This is a genomic window from Streptomyces sp. NPDC058239, assembly GCF_042882185.1.
GTDB lineage: Bacteria > Actinomycetota > Actinomycetes > Streptomycetales > Streptomycetaceae > Streptomyces.
In genome coordinates, this window is sequence record NZ_JBHVWS010000003.1 from 116,134 (window position 1) to 140,417 (window position 24,284).

General features: G+C 70.5%; 20 protein-coding genes and 1 pseudogene. 11 read left to right on the forward strand and 10 right to left on the reverse strand.

What is annotated here, in order from left to right:
* Nucleotides 1–72: 72 nt before the first annotated feature.
* Together ACFVYE_RS05520 and ACFVYE_RS05525 are read right to left on the reverse strand one after the other, a co-directional pair.
* Nucleotides 73–3,012 (reverse strand): FG-GAP-like repeat-containing protein, encoded by a 2,940-nt coding sequence (locus ACFVYE_RS05520; RefSeq protein ID WP_383958804.1) that lies wholly within the window; start codon nucleotides 3,010–3,012, stop codon nucleotides 73–75.
* Nucleotides 3,012–5,588 carry a S8 family serine peptidase gene (locus ACFVYE_RS05525; RefSeq protein WP_383958802.1) on the reverse strand — a complete coding sequence of 859 codons (2,577 nt, stop codon included), beginning with the start codon at nucleotides 5,586–5,588 and terminating at the stop codon, nucleotides 3,012–3,014. The genes ACFVYE_RS05520 and ACFVYE_RS05525 overlap by 1 nt, the downstream gene beginning before the upstream one ends.
* 264 nt (nucleotides 5,589–5,852) lie before the next feature.
* Between ACFVYE_RS05525 and ACFVYE_RS05530 the strand changes: the two genes are divergently transcribed.
* Both ACFVYE_RS05530 and ACFVYE_RS05535 read left to right on the forward strand, forming a co-directional pair.
* The gene (locus tag ACFVYE_RS05530) at nucleotides 5,853–7,241 is read left to right on the forward strand and encodes an aldehyde dehydrogenase family protein (RefSeq protein ID WP_389604213.1); all 1,389 of its coding nucleotides are present in this window, start codon (nucleotides 5,853–5,855) and stop codon (nucleotides 7,239–7,241) included.
* Nucleotides 7,242–7,293: 52 nt separating this feature from the next.
* Nucleotides 7,294–8,373, forward strand: coding sequence for a Zn-dependent alcohol dehydrogenase (locus ACFVYE_RS05535; protein ID WP_383958798.1), 1,080 nt, complete (start codon nucleotides 7,294–7,296; stop codon nucleotides 8,371–8,373).
* 219 nt (nucleotides 8,374–8,592) lie between these two features.
* Here ACFVYE_RS05535 and ppk2 read toward each other — a convergent pair whose 3' ends face one another.
* From ppk2 to ACFVYE_RS05555, 4 genes are all read right to left on the reverse strand, one after another.
* Nucleotides 8,593–9,486 (reverse strand): polyphosphate kinase 2, encoded by an 894-nt coding sequence (gene ppk2, locus ACFVYE_RS05540; protein ID WP_383958888.1) that lies wholly within the window; start codon nucleotides 9,484–9,486, stop codon nucleotides 8,593–8,595.
* A 100-nt stretch (nucleotides 9,487–9,586) separates the two neighbouring features.
* A complete protein-coding gene (locus ACFVYE_RS05545) occupies nucleotides 9,587–10,570 on the reverse strand; it encodes a DMT family transporter (RefSeq protein ID WP_383958796.1) in 984 nt (327 codons plus the stop codon).
* A gap of 33 nt (nucleotides 10,571–10,603) precedes the next feature.
* A complete protein-coding gene (locus tag ACFVYE_RS05550; protein WP_383958794.1) occupies nucleotides 10,604–11,326 on the reverse strand; it encodes an ArsR/SmtB family transcription factor in 723 nt (240 codons plus the stop codon).
* 15 nt (nucleotides 11,327–11,341) lie between these two features.
* Nucleotides 11,342–12,016, reverse strand: a complete 675-nt coding sequence (locus ACFVYE_RS05555) for a TetR/AcrR family transcriptional regulator (RefSeq protein ID WP_383958792.1) — start codon at nucleotides 12,014–12,016, stop codon at nucleotides 11,342–11,344.
* A 65-nt stretch (nucleotides 12,017–12,081) separates the two neighbouring features.
* Here ACFVYE_RS05555 and ACFVYE_RS05560 point away from each other — a divergent pair, with 65 nt between their 5' ends.
* The 3 genes from ACFVYE_RS05560 (at nucleotide 12,082) to ACFVYE_RS05570 (ending at nucleotide 14,321) form a co-directional block, all read left to right on the forward strand.
* A complete protein-coding gene (locus ACFVYE_RS05560; RefSeq protein ID WP_389604216.1) occupies nucleotides 12,082–13,233 on the forward strand; it encodes an acyl-CoA dehydrogenase family protein in 1,152 nt (383 codons plus the stop codon).
* A 91-nt stretch (nucleotides 13,234–13,324) separates the two neighbouring features.
* Nucleotides 13,325–13,615: a YiaA/YiaB family inner membrane protein gene (locus ACFVYE_RS05565; RefSeq protein ID WP_383958788.1), complete on the forward strand. Its 291-nt coding sequence runs from the start codon at nucleotides 13,325–13,327 to the stop codon at nucleotides 13,613–13,615.
* A gap of 82 nt (nucleotides 13,616–13,697) precedes the next feature.
* The gene (locus tag ACFVYE_RS05570) at nucleotides 13,698–14,321 is read left to right on the forward strand and encodes a TetR/AcrR family transcriptional regulator (protein ID WP_389604218.1); all 624 of its coding nucleotides are present in this window, start codon (nucleotides 13,698–13,700) and stop codon (nucleotides 14,319–14,321) included.
* Between the two features lie 42 nt (nucleotides 14,322–14,363).
* Here the strand turns inward: ACFVYE_RS05570 and ACFVYE_RS05575 are convergent, their stop codons facing one another.
* Entirely contained in the window at nucleotides 14,364–14,825 is a 462-nt protein-coding gene (locus tag ACFVYE_RS05575; RefSeq protein WP_383958784.1) for a MaoC family dehydratase, read from the reverse strand.
* Between the two features lie 134 nt (nucleotides 14,826–14,959).
* Here ACFVYE_RS05575 and soxR point away from each other — a divergent pair, with 134 nt between their 5' ends.
* On the forward strand, nucleotides 14,960–15,433 hold the full coding sequence (soxR, locus tag ACFVYE_RS05580) for a redox-sensitive transcriptional activator SoxR (RefSeq protein WP_266362746.1): 474 nt from the start codon (nucleotides 14,960–14,962) through the stop codon (nucleotides 15,431–15,433).
* A 58-nt stretch (nucleotides 15,434–15,491) separates the two neighbouring features.
* On the opposite strand, the gene ACFVYE_RS05585 is transcribed toward soxR, so the two are convergent.
* A complete protein-coding gene (locus ACFVYE_RS05585; RefSeq protein WP_383958782.1) occupies nucleotides 15,492–16,103 on the reverse strand; it encodes a hypothetical protein in 612 nt (203 codons plus the stop codon).
* Nucleotides 16,104–16,328: 225 nt separating this feature from the next.
* Between ACFVYE_RS05585 and ACFVYE_RS05590 the strand changes: the two genes are divergently transcribed.
* Nucleotides 16,329–19,157: a penicillin acylase family protein gene (locus ACFVYE_RS05590; RefSeq protein ID WP_383958780.1), complete on the forward strand. Its 2,829-nt coding sequence runs from the start codon at nucleotides 16,329–16,331 to the stop codon at nucleotides 19,155–19,157.
* Nucleotides 19,158–19,238: 81 nt separating this feature from the next.
* Here the strand turns inward: ACFVYE_RS05590 and ACFVYE_RS05595 are convergent, their stop codons facing one another.
* Nucleotides 19,239–20,504, reverse strand: a complete 1,266-nt coding sequence (locus tag ACFVYE_RS05595) for an exo-beta-N-acetylmuramidase NamZ domain-containing protein (protein WP_389604221.1) — start codon at nucleotides 20,502–20,504, stop codon at nucleotides 19,239–19,241.
* A 185-nt stretch (nucleotides 20,505–20,689) separates the two neighbouring features.
* Here ACFVYE_RS05595 and ACFVYE_RS05600 point away from each other — a divergent pair, with 185 nt between their 5' ends.
* Genes ACFVYE_RS05600 through ACFVYE_RS05610 form a run of 3 tightly spaced genes read left to right on the forward strand, consistent with a single transcriptional unit; the run spans nucleotide 20,690 to nucleotide 23,757 of the window.
* Nucleotides 20,690–21,454 carry an SDR family oxidoreductase gene (locus ACFVYE_RS05600; RefSeq protein ID WP_389604223.1) on the forward strand — a complete coding sequence of 255 codons (765 nt, stop codon included), beginning with the start codon at nucleotides 20,690–20,692 and terminating at the stop codon, nucleotides 21,452–21,454.
* Nucleotides 21,451–23,109 (forward strand): class I adenylate-forming enzyme family protein, encoded by a 1,659-nt coding sequence (locus ACFVYE_RS05605; RefSeq protein WP_389604225.1) that lies wholly within the window; start codon nucleotides 21,451–21,453, stop codon nucleotides 23,107–23,109. Before ACFVYE_RS05600 ends, ACFVYE_RS05605 begins: the two co-directional genes overlap by 4 nt.
* 54 nt (nucleotides 23,110–23,163) lie before the next feature.
* A complete protein-coding gene (locus ACFVYE_RS05610; RefSeq protein ID WP_389604227.1) occupies nucleotides 23,164–23,757 on the forward strand; it encodes a TetR/AcrR family transcriptional regulator in 594 nt (197 codons plus the stop codon).
* Between the two features lie 93 nt (nucleotides 23,758–23,850).
* Here the strand turns inward: ACFVYE_RS05610 and ACFVYE_RS05615 are convergent.
* Nucleotides 23,851–24,043: pseudogene (locus ACFVYE_RS05615) on the reverse strand (LysR family transcriptional regulator); the annotation flags it as partial.
* Between the two features lie 74 nt (nucleotides 24,044–24,117).
* Between ACFVYE_RS05615 and ACFVYE_RS05620 the strand changes: the two are divergent.
* The gene (locus tag ACFVYE_RS05620; RefSeq protein ID WP_389604229.1) at nucleotides 24,118–24,282 is read left to right on the forward strand and encodes a hypothetical protein; all 165 of its coding nucleotides are present in this window, start codon (nucleotides 24,118–24,120) and stop codon (nucleotides 24,280–24,282) included.
* Nucleotides 24,283–24,284 lie beyond the last annotated feature (2 nt).

The window sequence follows — 24,284 nt, forward strand, 5'->3', positions numbered from 1 at the left end:
TAACGCCCCTGTTCGGGCAGGCCGCAGGCCCCCGGAGCGGAGTCCGGGGGGCCTGCGGCAGGGCGGGGCCTGTCAGGAGAGCGTGGACACCGTCATCTGGGAGATGGCGGTGAACTGCTGCAGATACCTGCCGCCGAGCAGCTCGGTCATGCGGTCGTAGCCCGTCTCGTCGAAGCCGAGGTTCACGACCTCGTCGACGCCGTCACCGTCCAGGTCGCCGGAGAAGTAGTTCCTGGCGCCCAGGAGAGTGATCTCGCCCACCTCGTCGGGGTAGTTGTGGCCCGCGGTCAGTACAGCCGGGTCGTACAGGTAGGTGCCCGCATCGACGCCGCCGATGAGGAGGCGCCGCCCGCCGGGCCCGGTGAGGAACCCGCCGGTCTGCACCGTCGGCAGGGTGAATATCGAGTAGTCCTGGCCTCCGGCCGCGTACGTCCGGAACGACGCCGTCCCCGCGAGGATCAGCCCCTCGGGCCCGGTGAAGAAGTTCCCGTTCGTCCAGGCGCCCCCGGCCAGGCCGTGGTGGAGGACCTCACCCGTGCGGCTGTCGCGGATCTCGACCACGTTGCGCAGGCTGGAACCGTCCGGCGTGCCCTCCGCCGTCGTCGAGGTGGCCGCCATCCAGGTGTAGACGACCGCGTGCCCATCGGCGTACGGGATCTTTGGCGAGGTGAAGACACCGTGGTTGAGGACGGCGCCGTACAGCTTGCCGTCCACGCTCTCGGCCGGGGCCTTCGGCGCGGCGGTCCAGCGCACGGTGCCCTTCCCGGCATCGAGCGCGACACCGTCGACCGCGGGCGACTCCTTGTCGAGGGAGCCGGTGCTCGCGTATTGCGCGTACACCCGCCCCTCGCCCACCGCGAGGTCGCCGAAGACGACGCTCCCCGCGCTGTCGGGCGCGCCGTAGGTCCACAGCTTCGATCCGTTGCCGCGGTAGGCCCGCAGCTTGTCGGTCGGCACGACGATGTCGGCGCGCTTGTCACCGTCGAGGTTCGCGACCGTCACGGAGCGGACGAACTGCCCGTTGCCGTCGATGCGTTCGATGACCTTGCCGGTGCGTCCGTCGATGACCGCGACAGCCGTGTCCGCGGCCACCGCGAAGTCGTCGTGGCCGTCGCCGTCGACGTCGCCCTTCTCGATGCGGTGCACCTGCCCGGGGACCGTGGCCTTCCACAGCAGCTTGGGCCTGCCCGCAGTCAGCGAAGAGCCCGAGTAGGCCCACACGCCGTTGGACTTGCCTCCGACGACGAGGTCCTTCTTCTTGTCGCCGTCGATGTCGGCCGACTGCGCCGACGACAGGTCGCCCTGGAGCGGCAGAAGGCTCTGCTGCTTGCCGTTGCCGAACCCGAAGGTGCGGACGTTCTCGTTCTGGTCGACGGTGCGCACGTGCCGGCCGTCGGCGTCGCGGTAGACCTGGTTGAAGAGGGGTGAGGCGCCGATTCCCTTCTCCCGCCAGCGCACGTCGCCGCTGCCGGAGAACACGGTGAGGGAGCCGTACTGCCCGTCACCGGGGTTCTCGGCGGTGTTCATGCCGGTGTCGTCCTGGGCGGACGTCACCAGATTGCCGTCGACGACGTCGAGGCTCCAGGCGCTCGGTCCGTCGTGGCCGTTGTCGGCGTCGCGCTTGACGGTGGAGGACCACAGCAGGCTGCCGGGGTCCGTGCCGTCCACGACCCGCACGGTGTTGGCATTGATGTACAGGTGCGGGTCGAGCGTGGACTCACTGACCGCGTACTCGGACTTCCGGTCGCCCCGCAGATCACCCGTCGTCATGTCGATGGGCAGCGCGTTGATCCGGGTGTCGAGCGTGGTGCGCCTGCCGTCGGCGAGGGAGTAGGAGTCCAGTTCGTACTTCACGCCGTCGGTGGGGTCGGACTGCTCCAGGGCGACGAGCCGCCCGCGCACGGTGTCCAGGTGCAACTGGCGCGAGTAGAGGGCGCTGTCCGTCTGCCACTTGACGGAGCCGTCCGCGGTGTCGAGCACCAGGGTGCGGCCGCGCCCCGCGGCGGTCGGGGTCCTGCGCTGGTTGTACGACGCGGCGACCAGTCCGCCGCCGAGGTCCTCCAGGGCTCCCCACGCCGTGCCGGCGCGCACGCCCGTGTCGTACGTCCAGGTGGCGGAGGGGGACAGTGTCCCGTCGGCGTACGAGAAGCGGATGCCCGACACGGTGGCGGTGGCGGCGGCGGGGGAGTTGAGGTTGTAGTACGGCGCGTCCGTGACGACGAGCGTCCTGCCGACGAGCTTCACGTTGTAGGCGTACGCGTACAGCTTCGACCACAGCGTCCTGCCGGTCCTGCCGTCGAGGACCGTGACGAAGGTGCCGTTGGCCAGCGAGGAACCGGGGGAGGTGAACGGGCGGTAGGGGGACACGCCCACGCTCGCCGAGAACACCACGTCGTCCACGCCGTCGCCGGTCAGGTCGCCGGTCACGTACCCCTGGTCCGACGCCGGCGTGAACGGGCTCACCGCGTTGTAGCCCATGACGATGCGCGCCGGGTACGGCTCCGTCTGCCAGGGCCGGCTCGGCTCGACGCCCCAGTCCGTGTACAGCGAGGCGTTGTCGCGCCGCCACAGGGCGGTGCCGTCGGCCTTGCTGCGCTGGACGCTGCCGAGGCTGTGCAGGGTGAAGTAGTCGCCGCCCCTGCCGGCCGGGAGGGTGGCGGCGAGGCCGCGTACGCCTTCCAGCGTGGACTTGGGGGAGATGGTCACGCCGGCATCGCTACCGGCGCCCGTACCGGTGCTTTCGTCGAGGTGGGAGCCGGAGCCCGGGTCATCCGTGCCCGAGCCGTCGGAGCCTTCGGTCGCGCCCTGCGGGTCGACGGTCTCGCGGTCGGCGTCCGCGTAGGCGTTCAGCTGGGCGTGGTCCCCCAGCTTCTCGGCCTGGCTTTCCGTGAGCGTGAGCAGGCTGCTGCTGCCGTCGTCGGAGGCCAGTGCGGGCGGTGCGGCGCTCAGCGCCAGACCGGCAGCGACCAGCGCGGAGACGAGCCGCAGCGCTCGCCGGGAGTCGGTTCTCATCACTTGGTCCCCTGCGCGATGCGAATGGCGGACCGGTCCGTGAGGACCGGCTCGTTGAAGGAGTACTGGAGGGCGTCGGTGCCGGCCTGGTTCTCGATGCCGACGGTCGCGCTCGCGCCGTTCCCGGGCGAGGCGGCGGACAGACCCCGGTACTGGAAGGTGACGGAGCCGGTGGCCTCGTCGAAGACGGCCTCGAAGGAGACACGGGCCGAGGTGTTGCCGGCGAAGGCGGCGTTGTTCCAGACGACCGCGAACTTGCGACTGCCGGCCGTGCCCGTGGTGGCCGTCTGCACGCTGGACCTCCTGTCCAGGGTCAGGTCGTCCCAGAAGGCGGCGACCGTGCCGTTGGGCTTGTCGGCCGATGGGAGCGCGACGTTGTCGTAGTCACCGAGGCGCGGTTCGAGGAAGTTGATCAGGCCGTTGGTGGTGACGCTCGCGCCGGAATAGGAGACGCCGTACAGCTTCACCGGGAAGGGCAGCGCGATCGTCCTCGCGTCCTCGTCGCCGCTGAGCGCGACCTTGCTGCTGCCGCTGATCCAGGAGTACGTCGCCGGGGCGCAGCTGTTGCCGTAGGCGTCGCTGCGGGCGGGCGCCCGGGCGGTCAGCGACTCGTCACCGTCCACGGTCAGCTTGCCGCTGTAGATGCCGTTGCACAGCACGGGCGCTGCGGGCGCGGCGGTCAGGGTGTACGAACCCTCGGCGACCTTCGGCAGGTTGAAGTGTCCGGTCGCGTCCGTGGTGACGGAGGCGACCGGAGTGCCCGCGACCTGGACGGTGGCCTCGGCGAGGGGCTTGCCGGTGACGTCGAGGACGGTGCCGGACACCGCGTGGGAGGCGACCGCGTCGAGTGTGAAGTCCTTGGTGAGCTGCTCACCGGTGGCGACCGTGACGCCGGACGCGGAGCCGTTCGCGTAGCCGTAGCCGCTGAGGGCGAAGTCGTACGTGCCCGCCGGCAGCGTGAGCCGGTAGGAGCCGCCCGCCGAGGTCGTCACGGTGCGCGTCGAGGCGGACCCGAAGGCCTTCACCGTGATGCCGGTCAGGGCGGAGCCGGTCGCCTTGTCGGTGACCTTGCCGGTGAGGACGGCCGCCGTGTGCGGGGCCCTGTCGACGGAAGCGAAGATGTCGAGCTTGCCCTCGCCCCAGACGTTGTTCGCGTCCGCGGTGCCGCCGCAGTGCGTGTCGTCGACGTCGACGGCGCCCTCGTTCAGCAGTGCGCGGGTCGCGTCGATGTTGCCGATGAGGGAGGGGGCGGACGACCACAGCAGGGCGACCGCGCCCGCGACGTGCGGCGTCGCCATCGACGTACCGGAGATGGCCTTGTACGTGTTGCCCGGCCAGGTGGAGCGGACATTGACGCCCGGGGCCGAGATGTTCGGTTTCATCGAGCCGTCGAGCCTGGAGGGACCGAAGCCGGAGAACGACGCGATCCTGCCGTCGACGTCATAGGCGCCGACGCCGTATGCAGGTGCCTGCGAGCCGGGCGCATGGCCGGTCGAACAGGTCGCGCCGTCACCGTCGTTGCCGGAGGCGAACGCCTCGAAGATCCCGGCCGCGTTCCACGCCTCGACGATGTCCTGGTAGAAGGTCGTGTCGCCGCCACCCCAGGAGTTGTTCACGATGTCGGGGGCGAGATCGGGGCGCGGGTTGCGACCGGTGTGGTCGGTCGGCGCGAGGATCCACTGCCCTGCCGCGAGCAGTGAGGAGTCCGAACAGGAGCTGGACTCGCACCCCTTGGCGGCGATCCACTTGACGCCCGGCGCGACACCGACACCGCCTGCGCCGGCCATGGTGCCCATGGTGTGCGTGCCGTGGCCGTTGTTGTCGCAGGGCGCCGACGTCGTGCACTGGCCCGTCGGGTCGTACCAGTTGTAGTCGTGCGTGAAGGAGCCGTCGCCGTTGTTGCCACGGTAGTTGCCGACGAGCGCCGGGTGGTCGTACTGGACGCCCGAGTCGACATTGGCGATGACGATGCCCTCACCGCGGTCGTCGTACTGGTCCCAGACCTGGTCGGCCTTGATGTCCTCGACGCCCCATTCGGGGGTGACCGGGTCGGCGTCGGTGGCGGCGTCCGACACCGCGCCCTCGGTGGCGTCGAGCTCGTAGTGGTGCTCCTTGACGATGCTCGCCACGTCGGAGCGGTTCGCCAGGTCCTCGACGAGCTGCTCGTCGCCCGTGACCTTGACGGCGTTGGCTATCCAGAAGGACCGGTAGCCGACCTTCTCCTTGTCCAGGAAGGACGTGAGCGGCTGCTGGCTCCTGTTGGCCTCGGCGCGCAGCGACGCGAACGCCGACTTCGCCTTTGCGGCGTGGCCGCGCCCGCCCTCGGCCGCGGACAGGTCCGCCTGCTTCTTCAGGACGACGAAAAAGGTCGACTCCTCGCCCTTCTCGACAGTGTCGAGAACGGCGGAGTCGACCTTGGCGGTGTTCCTTGCGGCGGTGTTCTTCGCGGCTGTACCGGTAACGGCGGTGCCGGACTGCGCGAAGGCGGGGGCCGGGCCGATCAGCACGGCCGCCGCCGTGATCGCGGCCGCCGCCCACGCGGCGGATCTGCGCCGGGGGGATCGGGGCAGGTGCATGGATCGCTCCTCCTGGACGGGTACGGGGGAGCCGGCCCCCGTACCCGGACCTACGAGAGGAAGTACGGGGTGGGGCGGGCTGGTGCCGGACGCTAGGAGGAGGCCGTTACTGGCGTATTACTGGCCGGGGCGGGCGGACTTCCGGCGCATGGCGTGACACCGTGACGGGAGCGATGGGAACGGCCCCTGGCGCCCAAAAACTAACAGCGCTAGTTTGGGGCGTCGACGACTACGCCGTAGCCACGGCACCCCGGGAGGAATGCGATGAAGGCCCACGACGGGATGTACATCGGCGGCGAGTGGCGGGCCGCCGCAGGCACGGACCTGATCGCGGTGGTCGATCCGGCGGACGAGCAGGTCATCGCCCATGTCCCGGCAGGCACCGCCGAGGACGTCGACGCCGCCGTGTCCGCCGCGCGTGAGGCCTTCCCCGTGTGGGCCGCGACCCCGCCCACCGAGCGCGCCGCGAAGATCGCCGCCCTGCGCGACGTCCTCGTCGCCCGCAAGGACGAGATCGCGGAGACGGTCACCGCCGAACTCGGCGCACCGCTGCCCTTCTCGCAGACGGTGCAGGCGGGCGTACCGATCCTGGTGGCCGGCTCGTACGCCGAACTCGCCGCCTCGTACGCCTTCGAGGAGAAGGTCGGCAACTCCACCGTCTACGCCGAGCCGGTCGGCGTCGTCGGCGCGATCACGCCATGGAACTACCCGCTGCACCAGATCGTCGCCAAGGTCGCCCCCGCGCTCGCGGCGGGCTGCACGGTCGTCCTCAAGCCCGCCGAGGACACCCCGCTGACCGCCCAGCTCTTCGCGGAGGCCGTCCACGAAGCGGGCATCCCCGCAGGCGTGTTCAACCTGGTCACCGGCCTCGGCCCGGTCGCGGGACAGGCGCTGGCCGAGCACGGGGGAGTCGACCTGGTCTCCTTCACCGGCTCCACCGCCGTCGGCAAGCAGATCGGTGCCGCGGCCGGCGCGGCCGTCAAGCGCGTCGCCCTCGAACTGGGCGGCAAGTCCGCCAATGTCATCCTGCCGAGCGCGGACCTCGCCAAGGCCGTCGGCGTCGGTATCGCGAACGTCATGGGCAACTCCGGCCAGACGTGCAGCGCCTGGACCCGCATGCTCGTGCACACCTCCCAGTACGACGAGGCGGTCGCGCTCGCCGCGGAGGCCGCCGTCAAGTACGGCGACCGCATCGGCCCCCTCGTCAACGCCAAGCAGCAGACTCGGGTGCGCGGCTACATCGAGAAGGGTGTGGCGGAGGGTGCGCGCCTCGTCGCGGGCGGACCCGAAGCCCCGTGCGAGCAGGGGTACTTCGTCAGCCCCACCGTTTTCGCCGACGTCACCCCGGAGATGACCATCGCCCAGGAGGAGATCTTCGGCCCGGTCGTCTCGATCATCCGCTACGAGGACGAGGACGACGCCCTGCGCATCGCCAACGGCACCGTGTACGGGCTCGCGGGAGCGGTCTGGGCGGGTGACGACGCCGAAGCGGTGGCCTTCGCCCGCCGGATGGACACCGGGCAGGTCGACATCAACGGCGGCCGGTTCAACCCGCTGGCCCCGTTCGGCGGATACAAGCAGTCCGGCGTCGGCCGCGAACTCGGTTCGCACGGGCTCGCCGAGTACCTCCAGACCAAGTCCCTGCAGTTCTGACCTTCCCCGCCCCTGCCCCGATCCCTGCTGCCGACCGTCAAGGAGCCTGTTCGTGGTCCGCGCCGCCGTACTGCCCGCCGTCGGAGCTCCCCTGGAGATCACCGACATCGAACTCCCGGAGCCCGGCCCCGGCCGGGTGCGAGTCCGTCTCGCCGCCGCCGGCGTCTGCCACTCCGACCTCTCCCTGTCCAACGGCACCATGCGGGTGCCCGTCCCCGCCGTCCTCGGTCATGAGGGTGCGGGCACCGTCGTCGCGGTCGGTGAGGGCGTCACCCATGTCGTGCCCGGCGACGGCGTCGTACTCAACTGGGCGCCGTCCTGCGGCAGTTGCCACCACTGCGGGATCGGCGAGGTCTGGCTCTGCGTCAATGCCCTGTCCGGTAAGGCCGGCATACATGCCCGTACCGCCGACGGCACCGAACTCCACCCCGGCCTGAATGTGGCGGCGTTCGCGCAGGAGACCGTCGTCGCCGCGAACTGCGTCGTGCCCGCCCCCGACGGCATCCCGCTCACCGACGCCGCCCTGCTCGGCTGCGCGGTCCTCACCGGATACGGCGCGGTCCACCACAGCGCCCGGGTCCGCCCCGGCGAGTCCGTGGTCGTGTTCGGCATCGGTGGTGTCGGCCTCGCCGTGCTCCAGTCCGCCCGGATCGCGGGCGCCTCGAAAATCATCGCCGTCGATGTGTCCCCCGAGAAGGAGGAGCTGGCCCGGCAGGCGGGCGCCACCGACTACGTGATCGCCTCCGACACCACCCCGCGTGCCGTCCGGGGGCTCACGGGCGGCCAGGGTGCCGACGTCGCGATCGAGTGCGTCGGACGGCCCGCCACCATCCGGGGCGCCTGGGACTCCACCCGCCGCGGCGGCCGCGCCACGGTCGTCGGCATCGGCGGCAAGGACCAGCTGGTGTCCTTCAACGCGCTGGAGATCTTCCACTGGGGCCGCTCGCTGACCGGCTGTGTGTACGGGAACAGCGACCCGGCCCGCGACCTGCCGGTCCTCGCCGAGCACATCCTGGCGGGCAGGTTCGACCTCTCCATGATGGTGACCGAACGGATCGCGCTGGACGGCATCCCGGCGGCCTTCGACAACATGATCGCGGGCAAGGGCGGCCGCGCCCTGGTGGTCTTCTAGCCGACGCCCGGAAGCGACCCCGGCCGCCCTCGGCGGCGGCGGGGATTCGCCGTGCCCGGCCTCTCCTCGTGGGCGCTGGCGGTGTTCGGCGGCGGCCTCGCCATCAAGGTCCTTGCGGGGCGGGCGAGTTCACGCTGATCGCGGCTCCCGGACCCGGTCCGGCCCCGGCGCCGGTGCCTCCCCCACCGGTGCCGGAGCCGTCGCGCGCCGAGCAGACCGTTACGTCGTCGTCCCGCCCTCCGTCCGCCCCGTGGCGAGCAGCCGGGCCTCCATCTCGCCGCGCTCGAAGAGCTGGGAGGCCGGGCCGACGATCAGCGGGTCCGGCTCGCCCGCCACGTCCATGTCCTTGTCCGGGTAGTCGAAGCGGTGCAGTACGTGCCGGATCGCCTCCAGCCGGGCCCGCTTCTTGTCGTTGCTCTTCACCACGGTCCAGGGCGCGTCCGCCGTGTCCGTGTGGAAGAGCATCAGCTCCTTGGCCTCCGTGTACGCGTCCCACTTGTCGAGGGAGGCGAGGTCGACCGGGCTCAGCTTCCACTGCCGTACCGGATCGATCTGCCGGATCATGAACCGGTTGCGCTGCTCGTTGCGCGAGACCGAGAACCAGAACTTCACCAGGTGGATGCCGTCCCGGGCGAGCATCCGCTCGAAGCCCGGCGCCTGGTGCATGAATTCAAGGTATTCGCGGGTGGTGCAGAACCCCATCACCCGCTCCACACCCGCCCGGTTGTACCAGGAACGGTCGAACAGCACGATCTCCCCGGCGGCGGGCAGATGGGCCGCGTAGCGCTGGAAGTACCACTGGGTGCGCTCCCGTTCGGTGGGCTTCTCCAGCGCCACCACCCGCGCACCACGGGGGTTGAGATGCTCGGTGAAGCGTTTGATCGTGCCGCCCTTGCCCGCCGCGTCGCGCCCCTCGAAGAGGATGACGAGGCGTTCGTCGCGCTCCTTCACCCAGTGCTGGAGCTTGAGCAGCTCGATCTGCAGGGCGCGCTTGGACTTCTCGTACGCCTTCCGGCCGAGCTTGTTGTCGTACGGATAGTCCTCGCGCCAGGCGTCCCGGGCCCGGCCCTCGGGCGTCACCAGGACCGGATCGTCGTCACCGCTGTCGGCCACAGCGAAGCCGTCGAGCCCGGAGCCGCCGTAGCGGGCCGCCTCGGTGAGGGCGTCCAGCATGGCTTCCCGGGCCCCGGCCGACTTTTTCTCCGTCTTCTTCCTACGGCCGCTCGGTTCCTCGGCGCTCCGCGTCATGTCGGCGTCCCTCCACCGGCTGTGCCGGATTCTTCCGCGTCAGGCCAGTCTGCGGACGCATCCGGGAGACCGCCACCCCGGCCAGACAGAGCAGACCCCCGCCGACGGTGAGCAGCGCGGGCACCTCGTCCAGCAGCAGCCAGGACATCAGCACCACCAGCGCGGGCACCGCATAGGTGGTTGCTCCCATTCGTCCCGCGGTGGTCCTGGCGAGTGCGTAGGCCCAGGTGGTGAAGGCCAGCGCGGTCGGGAAGAGCCCGAGGTAGACCACGTTCAGGGTGGCGGACAGAGGCGCATCGGCGGCGTCGGAGATCAGCGCACCGGAGAACGGCAGACAGGCGACGGTGCCGACCAGACAGCCGAACGTGGTGATCTGCAGTGCGGAGCCGTGCCGCAGCGCCGGCTTCTGGCTGACCACCCCTGCCGCGTACGCCACCGCGGCCAGCAGACAGAGCGCCACGCCGAGCACCGACGCGTCCCCGTGTCCCGACATCGAGAGTCCGACCACGGCGGCGCCCGCGAACGACACGGCCATGCCCGCGATCAGCCTGCCGGGCAGCCCCTCGCCGAGCATCCGGGCACCGAGCAGCGCGATCAGCAGGGGTCCGATGTTCACCACCATCGCGGCCGTGCCCGCGTCGACCTGCTGCTCACCCCAGTTGAGCACCACCATGTAGAGGCCGAACCAGAGCAGGCCCGACCATATGATCCCCGGCCAGGCGGCCCGCGGCGGCAGCCCCTCGCGCCGCAGCACCAGCAACGTGCCCAGCGCCAGGGAGCCCGCGAGCAGCCGGCCGAGAGCGAGCGCACCGGGCGAGTAGGCATCCCCGGCGCTGCGGATGGAGACAAAGGCGGAGGCCCACAGCAGCACAGTGGTGCAGGCCGCGGCAGGGGCCCGCCAGTCACGATGTGCCGCGGGTGTCGCCGCCGGGGCGGGTGTCGTCGTCATGTACCCGACCGTAGGGCCGCGACCGTTCGGCACCTACCGAATTGTTTCCGGCTCGATGCCGAGGTGTTCGTGGAGCGCCCGTTCCCCGTCCGGGGTCGCTCTCACCGCACGCCCGGACCCGATCCGTACGCACCACCCGGCATCCAGCGCATGGCGGCACAGCGCTGCTCCCGCCACCCCTGCCAGATGCGGCCTGCGCTCCGTCCAGTCCAGACAGCTCCGTACGAGCGGACGCCGCGACCTCGACCCCAGACCGATACCCAGTCCGTCGAACCAGCCGAGCCCGTCGTCGGTGAGCGCGAAGCCGGTGTCCTGCTCCAGCAGTCCCCGTACGGTCATGGCATCGGCGATCGCGATGCCGATCCGGCCCGCGAGATGGTCGTAACAGGTGCGGCCGCGAGCGAGTGCGCTGCCCGCGCTCGCCGCGCTCAGGGTGCGCGGCCGCTCGGGCGCGGTGCCGGGGACGACCTGGGCGGCCAGGTCCTCGACCAGGTGCGCGGTCCGTTCGTCGGCGAGCCGCAGATAGCGGTGGCGGCCCTGCCGCTCCTCGGCCAGCAGCCCGCCCGCGACGAGTTTGCCGAGGTGTTCGCTGGCGGTGGACGGTGCCACCGAGGCGTATCTGGCCAGTTCGCCCGCGGTCCAGGCGCGGCCGTCGAGCAGGGCCAGGCAGAAGGCCGCGCGGGTCTCGTCGGCGAGGAGCGTGGCCAGGGCGGCGAGGCGGGGTGCGGCCGGGTCGGGGTGTGCCATGCGTGCCATGTGTTCCAGGATGCGTCAGGAACGCTTCGGTGCCGGTCGAACAGTCCCGGCGGACGCCAGCTGCTCGTACTGGAGGCAGAGGCCGTCGACCAGCGCTCGCAGCCCGGTCTCGAACGCGCCCTCGTCGACCTTCTGGCGGCGGTCGGCCAGCAGATGGGCCTGGCCGAGGTGCGGATAGTCCGCGGGGTCGTACGCCGTCTCGTCGTCGACGAAGCCGCGGGCGAACGAACCGAGGGCCGAGCCGGTGATGAAGTAGCGCATCAGGGCCCCGATGTACGTCGCCTGGGCGGGCGGCCAGCCGGCCCTGACCATCGAGCCGAAGACCGCGTCGGCCACCCTCAGACCGGCCGGGCGGCGTCCCGGGCCCTGGGCGAGCACCGGGACGATGTGCGGGTGCTCGGTGAGCGCCGCACGGTAGGAGACGGCCCAGTCGTGCAGGGCGGCGCGCCAGTCGCGGGTGTCCGACTCGTCGAACATCGACAGATCGACCTGGGCGGACACGGCGTCCGCGACCGCGTCCAGGATCTCGTCCTTGTTGCGGAAGTGGTTGTAGAGCGAGGGTCCGCTGACCCCGAGTTCGGCGGCGAGCCGGCGGGTGGAGACGGCGTCGAGCCCCTCGGAGTCCACGAGTGCGCTCGCCGTCTCGACGATGCGGTCTCTGCTGAGGAGGGGCTTGCGCGGTCGGGCCATGCGGCACATAGTAGGGCCTGCAAACGAAAAACTAGCAGTGCTAATTAAAAGTGGAGAGTCGAAGGATGAACCTGGAGCTCAGCGAGGAGCAGGAAGCCGTCCGGCAGCTCGCCAAGGACTTCGTCGCCCGCGAGATCGCGCCCCATGCCGTGGAGTGGGACCGGGTCGAGAGCGTCGACAAGTCGATCGTGAAGAAGCTGGGCTCCGTCGGCTTCCTCGGCCTCACCGTCCCCGAGGAGTACGGCGGCTCGGGCGGCGACCACCTCGCGTACTGCCTGGTCACCGAGGAGCTCGGCCGCGGCGACTCCTCGGTCCGCGGCATCGTCTCCGTATCCCTCGGCCTGGTCGCCAAGACGATCGCGGCCTGGGGCGACGAGGCGCAGAAGCGGCACTGGCTGCCGAAGCTCACCGCGGGCGAGGCGATCGGCTGCTTCGGCCTCACCGAGCCCGGCACCGGCTCGGACGCCGGGAACCTGACGACGAAGGCCGTCCGGGACGGCGACTCGTATGTCATCAACGGCAGCAAGATGTTCATCACCAACGGAACCTGGGCCGATGTGGTGCTGCTCTTCGCCCGCACCAACGACACCCCGGGCCACCAGGGCATATCCGCCTTCCTGGTCCCCACCGACACCCCCGGCCTCGGCCGCCGCACCATCCACGGCAAGCTCGGCCTGCGCGGCCAGGCCACCGCCGAGGTGGTCCTGGAGGATGTCCGCGTGCCCGCCTCGGCGCTCATGGGCCCGGAGGGCAAGGGCTTCTCCATCGCGATGTCCGCCCTGGCCAAGGGACGGATGTCGGTCGCGGCCGGCTGTGTCGGTATCGCACAGGCCGCCCTCGATGCCGCCGTGGGCTACGCGGGCGAGCGCGAGCAGTTCGGCAAGTCCATCGCGAGCTACCAGCTCGTCCAGGAACTCATCAGCGACATCTCCGTCGACGTCGACGCCGCCCGGCTGCTGACCTGGCGGGTGGCCGACCTCATCGACCGCGGCGAGGACTTCGCCACCGCCGCCTCCAAGGCGAAGCTCTTCGCCTCCGAGGCCGCCGTCCGCGCCGCCAGCAACGCCCTCCAGGTCTTCGGCGGCTACGGCTACATCGACGAGTACCCGGTGGGCAAGCTGCTGCGCGACGCCCGTGTGATGACGCTGTACGAGGGCACCAGCCAGATCCAGAAGCTCATCATCGGCCGCGCGCTGACGGGGGTCTCCGCCTTCTGACCCCTTCGTCACCGCTCGAACGGGAGTCTGAGTACCGGACTGAGTACGGGGACGGATGTGGCACACACCACGTCGGCCGATGCTGGGCGACATGAGTGACACAGCATCGGTCAAGCAGCAGAGCACGGCGGCCTTCTACGGCCAGGCCGTCGCGTCCTTCGGGGTGGCGATGGCTGCGACGGCCCTCGGTATCTACTTCCTGGACGCCGACGCCTGGGTCCGCGGATTCCTCGCGATCGGCGTCCTCTATCTCGTCACCTCCTGCTTCACCCTGGCCAAGGTCATCCGTGACCGTCAGGAAGCGGGACAGATCGTCAGCCGGGTCGACCAGGCCCGGCTGGAGAAGATCCTCGCCGAGCACGACCCCTTCCAGAAGCTCTGACGATCCCGCCCGGACGGACCCTAAGCGCTTGCTCAGGTTCGGGGTATGGTGTTCGTCCTGCTGACGAGAGGGGCGAGTGACGATGAGCACGGCGGAGGAGACCGACGGCGACAGTGCGCCGTGGGCCGAGGTGACGCCCGAGGCGGCCAGGCGGCTCCTCGTCGCCGCCGTCGAAGCCTTCGCCGAGCGCGGATACCACGCCACCACCACCCGCGACATCGCCGGCCGGGCAGGGATGAGCCCCGCCGCGCTCTACATCCACTACAAGACGAAGGAAGAGCTGCTCCACCGGATCAGCAGGATCGGTCACGACCGCGCCCTGTTCGTCCTGGAGGCCGCCGCCGACGGCGGGGGCACGGCCGCCGAGCGGCTGGCCGAGGCCGTACGGTCCTTCGTCCGCTGGCACGCCGAACGGCACACCACGGCCCGCGTCGTCCAGTACGAACTCGACGCCCTCGGTGAGGAGCACCGCACCGAGATCGTCGAGCTGCGCCGCAAGAGCGACGCGGTGGTGCGCCGGATCATCAGCGAGGGCGTGCAGGCCGGGGAATTCGACGTCCCCGACGTCCCGGGCACCACGCTCGCGGTGCTCTCGCTCTGCATCGATGTGGCGCGCTGGTTCAACGCGCAGGGCAGCCGGACGCCGGACGAGGTCGGCGAGCTGTACGCCGACCTCGTGCTGCGCATGGTCGCTGCCAAGCGGTAGCGGTAGCAGGGGCGGGCCGCGCCGTCAGGAGCAGCCGCGCCGTCAGAAGTAGTAGCGCGACACCGACTCGGCCACGCATACGGGCTTGTCGCCGCCCTCGCGCTCGACCGTGACGAGGGCGGTGACCTGCACGCCGCCCCCCGCCTCCTCGACGCTCTTCAGGGCGGCAGTAGCACGCAGCCGTGAGCCCACGGGCACGGTGGACGGGAAGCGGACCTTGTTCGTCCCGTAGTTGATGCCCATCTTCATGCCCTCGACCCGCATGATCTGGGGTACGAGGGCCGGCAGCAGCGAGAGCGTGAGGTAGCCGTGTGCGATCGTCGTGCCGAACGGCCCGGCCGCGGCCCGCTCCGGGTCCACATGGATCCACTGGTGGTCACCGGTGGCCTCGGCGAAGAGGTCGATCCTCTTCTGCTCGATCTCCAGCCACTCGCTGTGACCCAGCTGCTCGCCCACCCCGTCGCGCAGCTCCTGCGCGGACGTGAAGATCCTCGGCTCTGCCATGTCCCTGGTCCCTGCCCTTCCAGCTCTCGGCCATCCGGCGTCGCGCCTCTGTCTAAGCGCTTGCTCAGCATGGTTGGCGGGTGCGTTCCTGTCAACGACGGACCGGCCGGGGGCGGACAAGTAGGGTTGGAGGGGTGCCCCAGATCCCACAGACACTCCATGAACTCACGGTCGGCCAGCTCTCCGCACGCAGCGGCGCCGCCGTTTCGGCCCTGCACTTCTACGAGGCCAAGGGCCTGATCAGCAGCCGCCGCACCAGCGGCAACCAGCGTCGCTACACCAGGGACGCGCTGCGCAGGGTCGCGTTCGTCCGTGCGGCGCAGCGGGTCGGAATCCCGCTCGCCACCATCCGGGACGCCCTCGCCGAACTCCCGGAGGAGCGCACCCCGAACCGTGACGACTGGGCGCGGCTCTCCGCGGCGTGGCGCTCCGAACTGGATGAGCGCATCGAGCAGTTGGGCCGGCTGCGGGACCATCTCACCGACTGCATCGGCTGCGGCTGTCTGTCGCTGGAGAACTGTGTGCTCTCCAATCCGGACGACATCTCCGGTCAGCGGATCAGCGGCTCACGCCTGATGCCGGAGCGCCGGTCGGCCGACTGTCCGTAGAAGCGGGGGCCCGGCCGCTCAGGCGCCCGACGGGCGAGCCGGGCGCTCTCGCTGTCCGTCACGCCGCCGACGCCAGATCCCGGCGCAGTGCGCCCCGGGCCTTCGCCAGCGCCCCCGGTGTGAGCACCGGCTGCGGCACCACGATCCCGCACCCCGTGCAGACCGGCCCCGACCACGGCTCGCACTCCAGATCCGGCCGCCAGACGATCTCGGCGCCCGCGCACACCGGACAGGACGCGCCCGGTTCCGACTCCAGCGCGGCGATCAGCCGGCCGAGAACCACGGCGAGCGGCGCCGAGGGGTGAACCGTCGGGTCCTCGCAGCGGGCGACGCCGTGGCCGCCCCAGGTGCGCCGGTGCCAGTCGTCGAACGCGCCGGGCCTGCGCAGCCCGTCGTGCTTCTCCCGCCTGCGGCGCTCGGCGAACCCCGCCTCGTATCCGAGCCAGACGGCCCTCGCCGCCTCCAGTTCGTCCAGTGCGCGCATCAGCCGCACCGGATCGGGGGACCGGTCCTCGGGCTCGATCCCGTGCCGGGCGCACAGATGATCCCAGGTCGCCCGATGCCCGTAGGGGGCGAACCTCTCCAGGCACTTGCGCAGCGAATACCGCCGCAGCGCCAGGTCGCCCCGTGGATCGCGGACCTGTCTCGCAAGACTCCGGAATCCGGCCACTGCACTGCCACCTCCGTCGCTCGTACTTCGGCGTCAAGGAATGGACGTACGGCTGCCCGATTCGGATCCATCGAAATATGCTGACGTCCAGCATGTGAGATGACTCGTCGTCATGGGGTCGCATGCGGCGCATGTGTTGATTCGGAAAAGGTGACTGTTGTTCACCTTACCGGCGGGTCATACCGCCAGTAACCTCCGGCGCATCGGCCTCTCGGAGGAGCGCGCATGCCCCCACGCACCGTCAAGTTCAGAGCCGCCACCGTCGCGGCGGTTCTCGCACTCGGCACCACCCTGCTGGCGGCCTCGCCGCAGTCCGGCGCCGCGGCAGCGGAACCCGCACCCGTCACCGACTACTGCCAGGGGCAGTGCGACGACATCCTGCCGCCCGGCGAGAACGGCAACGCCACGCTCGTCGACATCCTCGGCAACAAGGCGTTCGGTACGCACCCCGCCCACAGCGACGACCAACTCGACCGCTACAACGGCCTGGTGGCCGGGCACACCGGTCTCACCGACCAGAAACTGACCGACTTCTTCAACGACGCCTCGTTCGGCGTCCCCGAGAACCAGGTCGAGTCCGTCACCTCGCCGCGCGACGATGTCACGATCACCCGTGACAAGGCGTCCGGTGTCCCGCACATCAAGGGCACCACCCGTTACGGCACCGAGTTCGGCGCCGGATTCGCGGCCGGGCAGGACCGGCTCTGGCTGATGGACCTCTTCCGGCACATCGGGCGCGGCGAACTGACCTCGTTCGCCGGTGGCGCGCTGGCCAACCAGGGCCTGGAGCAGCAGTTCTGGCCGCAGGCCCCGTACACCGAGGCCGATCTCGAAGCGCAGGTCGAGTACATCAGGACCCACGAGGGTGCCCGCGGCGAACAGGCCATGGCGGACGCCCAGGCGTATGTCGACGGCATCAACGCGTATCGCGAGAAGTCCAAGAACGGCCGCTACTTCCCCGGTGAGTACGTCCTCACCGGAAAGATCGACGCCATCACCAACGTCGGGGAGATCCAGCCGTTCGAGCTGACCGACCTGATCTCGATCGCCTCCGTGGTCGGCGGTCAGTTCGGTGGCGGCGGTGGCGGCGAGGTGCAGGCGGCGCTCTCGCTGCTGTCCGCCCAGCAGAAGTACGGCGTCGCCGAAGGCACCAAGGTCTGGGAGTCGTTCCGGCAGCGCAACGACCCCGAGGCCGTGCTGACGATCCATGACGGCACGTCGTTCCCGTACGCCGGCAAGCCCGACACGGCCCGCGGCACCGCGCTGCCCGACAGCGGGTCCGTCACCGCCGAACCCCTGATCCATGACCGCACCGGCTCCGCGGGCACCGACAGGAAGGCCCCCGTCAAGGCCCCGGCCACGCTCAAGAAGGCCCAGGGCATCTACGACGACGGTGTCATCCCCGAGGGCTCGCTGCCCGGTTCCGGCTCCGCAGCCCAGAAGCGCGGCATGTCCAACGCCCTGCTGGTCTCCGGCAAGAACACCGCGAGCGGAAACCCGATCGCCGTCTTCGGACCCCAGACCGGCTACTTCGCGCCGCAGCTGATGATGCTCCAGGAGCTCCAGGGCCCCGGCATCAGCGCCCGAGGCGTCTCCTTCGCCGGTGTCGGCATGTACATCCAGATGGGCCGCGGCCAGGACTACGCCTGGAGCGCCACCTCGGCCGGCCAGGACATCACCGACACCTACGCCATCGACCTGTGCGAGCCCGACGGCTCCACGCCGACCAAGGACTCCACGCACTACCTCTACCGCGGTACGTGCACCGCCATGGAGACCCTCGAGCGCACCAACTCCTGGAAGCCGACCGTCGCCGACTCCACGGCGAAGGGCTCCTACCGGATGCAGGTCCGGCGCACCGATTACGGCATCGTCACCCACCGTGCCACCGTGGGCGGCAAGCCCGTCGCCTACACCTCGCTGCGTACCACCTACCGTCACGAAGCCGACTCGATCATCGGCTTCCAGATGCTCAACGACCCGGCGTACGTCAAGGACGCCGCCTCGTTCCAGCGGGCGGCGAGCAATATCGACTACGCGTTCAACTGGTTCTACGCCGACTCCCGCACCGCCGCGTACTACAACAGCGGTATGAACCCGGTGCGTGCGGCGGGCGTCGACCCGGCGCTGCCCGTGAAGGCCGCGCAGGCCTACGAGTGGAAGGGGTACGACCCGGCCGCCAACACCGCCGCGTACACCCCGTTCGCCGAGCACCCGCAATCCAGCGGCCAGGACTACTACGTCTCCTGGAACAACAAGCAGGCCGAGGGGTACGCCTCCGCGGGCTTCGGCCTCAGCGCCGTGCACCGGGCCGATCTGCTGGACGACAGGGTGGCGAAGCTGGTCGAGGAGGGCGGTGTGACCCGTGCGTCCCTCACCCGGGCGATGGCTGAGGCCGCCGTCACCGATCTGCGCGGCGAGCAGCTGCTGCCCGAACTGCTGAAGGTGATCCGCTCGCGCCCGGTCACAGATCCAGAACTCAACGGCGTCGTACAGCAGTTGGAGTCCTGGCGGGCGGCAGGTTCGCAGCGCAGGGAGAGCGGCCCCGGATCGCATGCGTACACCTACGCCGACGCGGTACGGATCATGGACGCATGGTGGCCGAAGCTGGTCGAGGCCGAGTTCAAGCCGGGTCTCGGCGACGGCCTGTACGGGGCACTGACCGCGAACCTCGCCACCGACGAGTCCCCGGCGGCCAGCCACGGGCCGAGCGGGGCGCACAGCGGTTCGGCGTTCCAGTACGGCTGGTGGGGCTTCGTGGACAAGGACCTGCGCCGGGTCCTCGGACAGCCGGTCAAGGGTCCGCTGGCCAAGGCGTACTGCGGGAACGGCGATCTGGGCAGCTGCCGTGACGCGCTGCTGGCGTCCCTGAAGGCGGCTGCGGCGGAGCCGGCCGCGGAGGTCTACCCGGGTGACGACAGCTGCAAGGCCGGCGAGCAGTGGTGCACGGACTCGATCGTCCACCGGCCGCTCGGCGGGATCGCCCAGAAGTCCATCCACTGGCAGAACCGCCCGACGTACCAGCAGGTGGTGGAGTTCCCCGCCCACCGGTAGTGCATTTCCGGCCCGTCCGGCGTTCGCGGACGGAACCGGTGCGCCGGGCGGGCCCGAACCCTCGGACCCGCCCGGCCCCTGTCACCGGTACTGGAGATACCTCTTCCGCACGGCCCGGAACGCGGCGAGATCCTCCGCCCACGCCCCTGCCACCTCATCCGTGCCGGCCCCCGCATCGATCATCGTGCGGACCCGTGTGTTGCCGGTGAGCTTGTCGATCCAGTTGTCGGAGCGCCACGCGAACCCGCTCCACGTCCGCTTCGCCGTCACCAGCAGCGCGATCCCCGTGCGTACCGGATCGAAGACCTCGCGGTCCTGGACGTGCAACTGCACCCCGCCGACCGTCTTCCCCTGGAACTTGGAGAACGTCGGCGCGAAGTACGCCTCGCGGAAAGCGACTCCGGGCAGGTCGAGCGCGTTCGCGGCCGCCGCCCACCGGTGGTCGATGCCCTCCGCGCCGAGCAGTTCGAACGGCCGGGTGGTGCCGCGCCCCTCGGAGAGGTTCGTGCCCTCGAACAGGCAGGTCCCCGAGTAGACCAGCGCCGTGTCCGGCGTCGGCATGTTGGGGCTCGGCGGAACCCAGGGCAGCCCGGTCGTGTCGAAGAAGTCCGAGCGCTTCCACCCCGACATCTTCACGATGCGCAGGTCGACCGGCCGCTGGGCCACGAACTCCGCGTTGAAGAGCAGAGCCAGCTCGGTGACCGTCATGCCGTGCGCCTGCGAGATCTCCCGGCGGCCCACGAACGTGGAGAACGCCGGGTCGAGCACCGGCCCGAGCGCCGCCCGCCCGGTCACCGGATTCGGCCGGTCCAGGACGACGAACCGCTTGCCCGCGAGAGCCGCCGCCTCCATGCAGTCGTACAGCGTCCAGATGTATGTGTAGAAGCGGGCGCCCGCGTCCTGGATGTCGAAGACGATGGTGTCCACGCCGGACGCGGTGAAGACATCGGCGAGCGGCTGCCCGCTCTTCAAGTACGTGTCGTAGACGGGGAGTCCGGTCGCCGGGTCGTCGTACCGCCCCTCGGAGCCGCCCGCCTGAGCGGTGCCGCGGAAGCCGTGCTCGGGTCCGAAGACCGCGACCAGGTCGACCCGCTCGTCCGGGTGCATCACATCGACGATGTGGCGCACATCGGAGGTGATCCCGGTCGGGTTGGTGACGACGCCGACCTTCTGGCCCTTCAGCAGCGCATAGCCGTCCGCCGCCAGCCGGTCGAAGCCGGTGCGGACCCGGCCGTGCCCCTTGCCGGGCGTGGGGGCGGCGGTCGCGACCCCGGTACCGGCGGCCGTCGCCGCGAGGGCTCCCACCGCACCGCCGGCGGCCAGCAAACCACGTCTGGACAGGCTCATTCAGCTACCTCCATGATCGCGACGTCTGTCATGGTCACGCACGCTAGCGCGCGTTCAGGCCATACGGAATGAGCCGGACGAGTCGGTTGTGACAGGAGTGTCGCCCGAGCGGTGCCGGCCCCTTCCACAATCACATACCGACTGGTTAGTCTGCTGGGGCAGTCGGCCGAGAGAGGCGGGACCCGATGAGTACGGTGCAGGGCGCGGGCGTAGTGGTCACAGGGGCCGGAGGCGGCATCGGAGCCGCTCTGGCCCGCCGATTCGCCGCGGAAGGCGCGCGGGTCGTGGTCAACGACCTCGACGAGGCCAGGATCAAGCCGCTGGCCGAGGAGATCGGCGGCACAGCCGTGGCCGGTGATGCCTCGCAGATCGTGGACGCCGCCCGCGACGCACTGGACGGCACCGTCGACATCTACTGCGCCAACGCGGGCCTCGCCTCGCCCGGCGACGTCTTCGCCGACGAGGAGGTCTGGGCCGCCGCCTGGGACGTCAATGTGATGGCCCATGTCCGCGCGGCGAGGGCGCTGCTGCCGGACTGGCTGGAGCGCGGCAGCGGCCGCTTCGTCTCCACCGCGTCCGCCGCCGGGCTGCTGACCATGATCGGCGCGGCGCCGTACAGCGTCACCAAGCACGGAGCCGTCGCCTTCGCCGAATGGCTCTCGCTGACCTACCGCCACCGCGGCATCAAGGTCCACGCGATCTGCCCGCAGGGCGTGCGTACGGACATGCTGACCGCCGCCGGATCGGCCGGCGAGCTCGTCCTCGCCCCCAGTGCCATCGAGCCCGAGGCGGTCGCCGACGCGCTCTTCGACGCCATGGCCGAGGACCGCTTCCTCGTCCTGCCGCACCCCGAGGTCGCCGGTTTCTACCGGGCCCGCACCAAGGACACCGACCACTGGCTCGGCAGTATGAACCACCTCCAGCAGAAGTGGGAGGAGACCGGCGCATGACCGAGTCCATCTACGCGGCAAAGCCCTGGATCTCCCTGCTCAGCGAGGCCCAGCGGGCCCCCGTCAGCCCGGCCGAGACCCTGGTCCATGCCTTCCGCTCCTCCGCCGCCCGCAGCCCCGGGCATCCGGCGCTCGCCTACTTCGACGGACGCCTGAGCTACCGCGAGACCGACGCGCTCTCCGACTCCGTGGCCGGGCACCTCGCCGCCGAGGGCCTGGAGCGCGGCGACCGTGTCGCGATCATGCTGCAGAACACCCCGCAGTTCGTGCTCGCACTCCTCGGCGCCTGGAAGGCCGGTGCCACCGTCGTCCCGCTCAACCCGATGTACAAGTCCGCCGAGGTCGGCCACGTACTGAAGGACGCCGAGGTCACCGCGCTGATCTGCGCGGACCGGGCCTGGGAGGCGTATCTGCGGGACACCGCGGCCGACGCCCCGACCGTACGGATCGCGCTCACCACCAGTGAGCTCGACCTCCAGACGCAGAACGACGAACGCGTACTGGGCTTCGAGCGGCTGCCCGTGCCCGAGGACGCCGACGATCTGGTCGCCGTCGCCCGGCAGGGCCTGGGGGCTCCCGAAGGGCGCGAACCCACCTCCGCCGACGTGGCGTTGATCAGCTACACCTCCGGGACCAGCGGCACCCCCAAGGGCGCCATGAATTCCCACGGCAACATCATGATCAACGCCGAGCGGCAGCGGACCGGCCACCCCATTGCCGAGGGCTCCTCCTACTTCGCGCTCGCCCCGCTCTTCCACATCACCGGCATGGTGTGCCAGCTGGCCGCCTGCCTCACCAACGCGGGCACCCTCGTGCTCGCGTACCGCTTCCACCCGGGCGTCGTCCTCGAAGCCTTCGCCGAGCACCGCCCCGCCTACACCGTGGGCCCGTCGACCGCCTTCATGGCACTGGCCGCCCACCCCGGCGTCACCCCCGAGCACTTCTCCTCCTTCCAGGTGATCTCCTCCGGCGGCGCACCGCTGCCGCCCGCGCTCGTGGAGAAGTTCCGGGCGGGCTTCGGCCCGTACATCCGCAACGGCTACGGCCTCACCGAGTGCACGGCCCCCTGCGCTGCCGTACCGCCGGAGCGCGAAGCCCCCGTCGACCCGGTCTCCGGAACCCTCTCCGTCGGCGTCCCCGGCCCCGACACGGTGGTGAGGATCCTCGACGAGAACGGCAGCGAAGTGCCCTTCGGCGAGCAGGGCGAGATCGCGGTGCGCGGACCGCAGGTCGTCTCCGGCTACTGGCGGCTGCCCGAGGCCACCGCCACCGCCTTCCCGGACGGCGAACTGCGCACCGGTGACATCGGTTTCATGGACAGCGAAGGCTGGCTCTATGTCGTCGACCGCAAGAAGGACATGATCAACGCCTCCGGCTTCAAGGTCTGGCCGCGCGAGGTGGAGGACGTCCTCTACACCCATCCGGCGGTCCGGGAGGCGGCCGTCGTCGGTGTCCCCGACGCCTACCGCGGCGAGACCGTCCGTGCCTACGTCAGCCTGCGGCCGGGCGCCACGGTCGAACCGGAGGAACTGGGCGCGTACTGCAAGGAACGGCTTGCCGCGTACAAGTACCCGCGCGAGGTCGAGATCCTGACCGAACTCCCGAAGACGGCGAGTGGGAAGATCCTCAGGCGGGAACTGCGTTCCCCTCGATAGACCGCTTCACGCACAGCACGGATTCACGCACGGTACGAAGGGAAGGTGGCGGCAATGGCCAAGGCGACGGACGGGGACACGGCCCCCGTTCCTCAGCGGCTGCTGGCCGCCGCCACCCGGCTCTTCGCCGAGCAGGGGTACGACCGCACCTCGGTCCAGGAGATCGTCGAGGCGGCAGGCGTCACCAAGGGTGCGCTCTACCACTACTTCGGCTCCAAGGAGGACCTCCTCCAGGAGGTCTACGCCCGGGTGCTCCGGCTTCAGCAGGAGCGCCTCGACGCCTTCGCGGACGCCGACGCCCCGGTCGAACAGCGGCTGCGCGACGCCGCCGCGGACGTGGTCGTCACGACCATCGAGAACCTCGACGACGCCTCGATCTTCTTCCGGTCCATGCACCACCTCAGCCCGGAGAAGAACAAGCAGGTACGGGTGGAGCGGCGCCGCTACCACGAGCGCTTCCGGGCCCTGGTGGAAGAGGGCCAGCGGAGCGGAGTGTTCTGCACGGCCACCCCGGCGGACCTGATCGTCGACTACCACTTCGGCTCGGTCCACCATCTGTCCACCTGGTACCGGCCCGACGGCCCGCTCAGCCAGCAGGAGGTCGCCGACCACCTGGCCGACCTGCTGCTGCGAGCCCTGCGTCCCTAGCCGACGGCTGAGGAGAGCCGCCGGTCAGCCGGTCGAGGAGTGCCTGCGCCACCGGGTTGCGGGGGCGGGGCGCCCGCCCCGCGAGGACCACCGTCCGGCCGGGCTCCGCCCCGGTGAGGATCACGCGCCGGCCGGTCCGGTCGAACAGCTCGGCGCCCAGCTCCCGTTCGAGGTTGCGTACGGAGGTGCTCGGCACGGACTGCACGATCAGCTCGGCACGGGCGGCGGCGGTGAAACCGCCGTGCGTGACCACCGCCATGAAGTGGCGGAGCCGGCGTATCTCCATCCATCCACGGTATCGATCACAGCCGGCTGAACCATCTGTTGGACCGACCACCGGTACGGGTCGAAGCTGGATGTATGACTCATATCCAGCCATCCGCACACGTTCCCGCACTCTGGGTCGCGGCATACGGCCCGCGCCACACACCGGCCGTCCGCCTCGTCGCCCGGTGCCTGTTGCGTGTGAGGGCTTTCGCCCGCGACCTGGCGCTGGCCGATCATGTGCCGTTCGGCGGCTACTGACG

Excerpts from the sequence above, each read along its gene's own strand:
- ACFVYE_RS05550 (WP_383958794.1), bottom strand. The coding sequence starts at position 11,326 with ATGGCACGCATGGCACACCCCGACCCGGCCGCACCCCGCCTCGCCGCC.
- ACFVYE_RS05530 (WP_389604213.1), top strand. The coding sequence starts at position 5,853 with ATGAAGGCCCACGACGGGATGTACATCGGCGGCGAGTGGCGGGCCGCC.
- ACFVYE_RS05575 (WP_383958784.1), bottom strand. The coding sequence starts at position 14,825 with ATGGCAGAGCCGAGGATCTTCACGTCCGCGCAGGAGCTGCGCGACGGG.
- ACFVYE_RS05610 (WP_389604227.1), top strand. The coding sequence starts at position 23,164 with ATGGCCAAGGCGACGGACGGGGACACGGCCCCCGTTCCTCAGCGGCTG.
- ACFVYE_RS05565 (WP_383958788.1), top strand. The coding sequence starts at position 13,325 with ATGAGTGACACAGCATCGGTCAAGCAGCAGAGCACGGCGGCCTTCTAC.
- ACFVYE_RS05520 (WP_383958804.1), bottom strand. The coding sequence starts at position 3,012 with ATGAGAACCGACTCCCGGCGAGCGCTGCGGCTCGTCTCCGCGCTGGTC.
- ACFVYE_RS05570 (WP_389604218.1), top strand. The coding sequence starts at position 13,698 with ATGAGCACGGCGGAGGAGACCGACGGCGACAGTGCGCCGTGGGCCGAG.
- ACFVYE_RS05595 (WP_389604221.1), bottom strand. The coding sequence starts at position 20,504 with ATGAGCCTGTCCAGACGTGGTTTGCTGGCCGCCGGCGGTGCGGTGGGA.
- ACFVYE_RS05555 (WP_383958792.1), bottom strand. The coding sequence starts at position 12,016 with ATGGCCCGACCGCGCAAGCCCCTCCTCAGCAGAGACCGCATCGTCGAG.
- ACFVYE_RS05600 (WP_389604223.1), top strand. The coding sequence starts at position 20,690 with ATGAGTACGGTGCAGGGCGCGGGCGTAGTGGTCACAGGGGCCGGAGGC.
- ACFVYE_RS05590 (WP_383958780.1), top strand. The coding sequence starts at position 16,329 with ATGCCCCCACGCACCGTCAAGTTCAGAGCCGCCACCGTCGCGGCGGTT.
- ACFVYE_RS05605 (WP_389604225.1), top strand. The coding sequence starts at position 21,451 with ATGACCGAGTCCATCTACGCGGCAAAGCCCTGGATCTCCCTGCTCAGC.
- ACFVYE_RS05525 (WP_383958802.1), bottom strand. The coding sequence starts at position 5,588 with ATGCACCTGCCCCGATCCCCCCGGCGCAGATCCGCCGCGTGGGCGGCG.
- ACFVYE_RS05545 (WP_383958796.1), bottom strand. The coding sequence starts at position 10,570 with ATGACGACGACACCCGCCCCGGCGGCGACACCCGCGGCACATCGTGAC.
- ACFVYE_RS05620 (WP_389604229.1), top strand. The coding sequence starts at position 24,118 with ATGACTCATATCCAGCCATCCGCACACGTTCCCGCACTCTGGGTCGCG.
- ACFVYE_RS05560 (WP_389604216.1), top strand. The coding sequence starts at position 12,082 with ATGAACCTGGAGCTCAGCGAGGAGCAGGAAGCCGTCCGGCAGCTCGCC.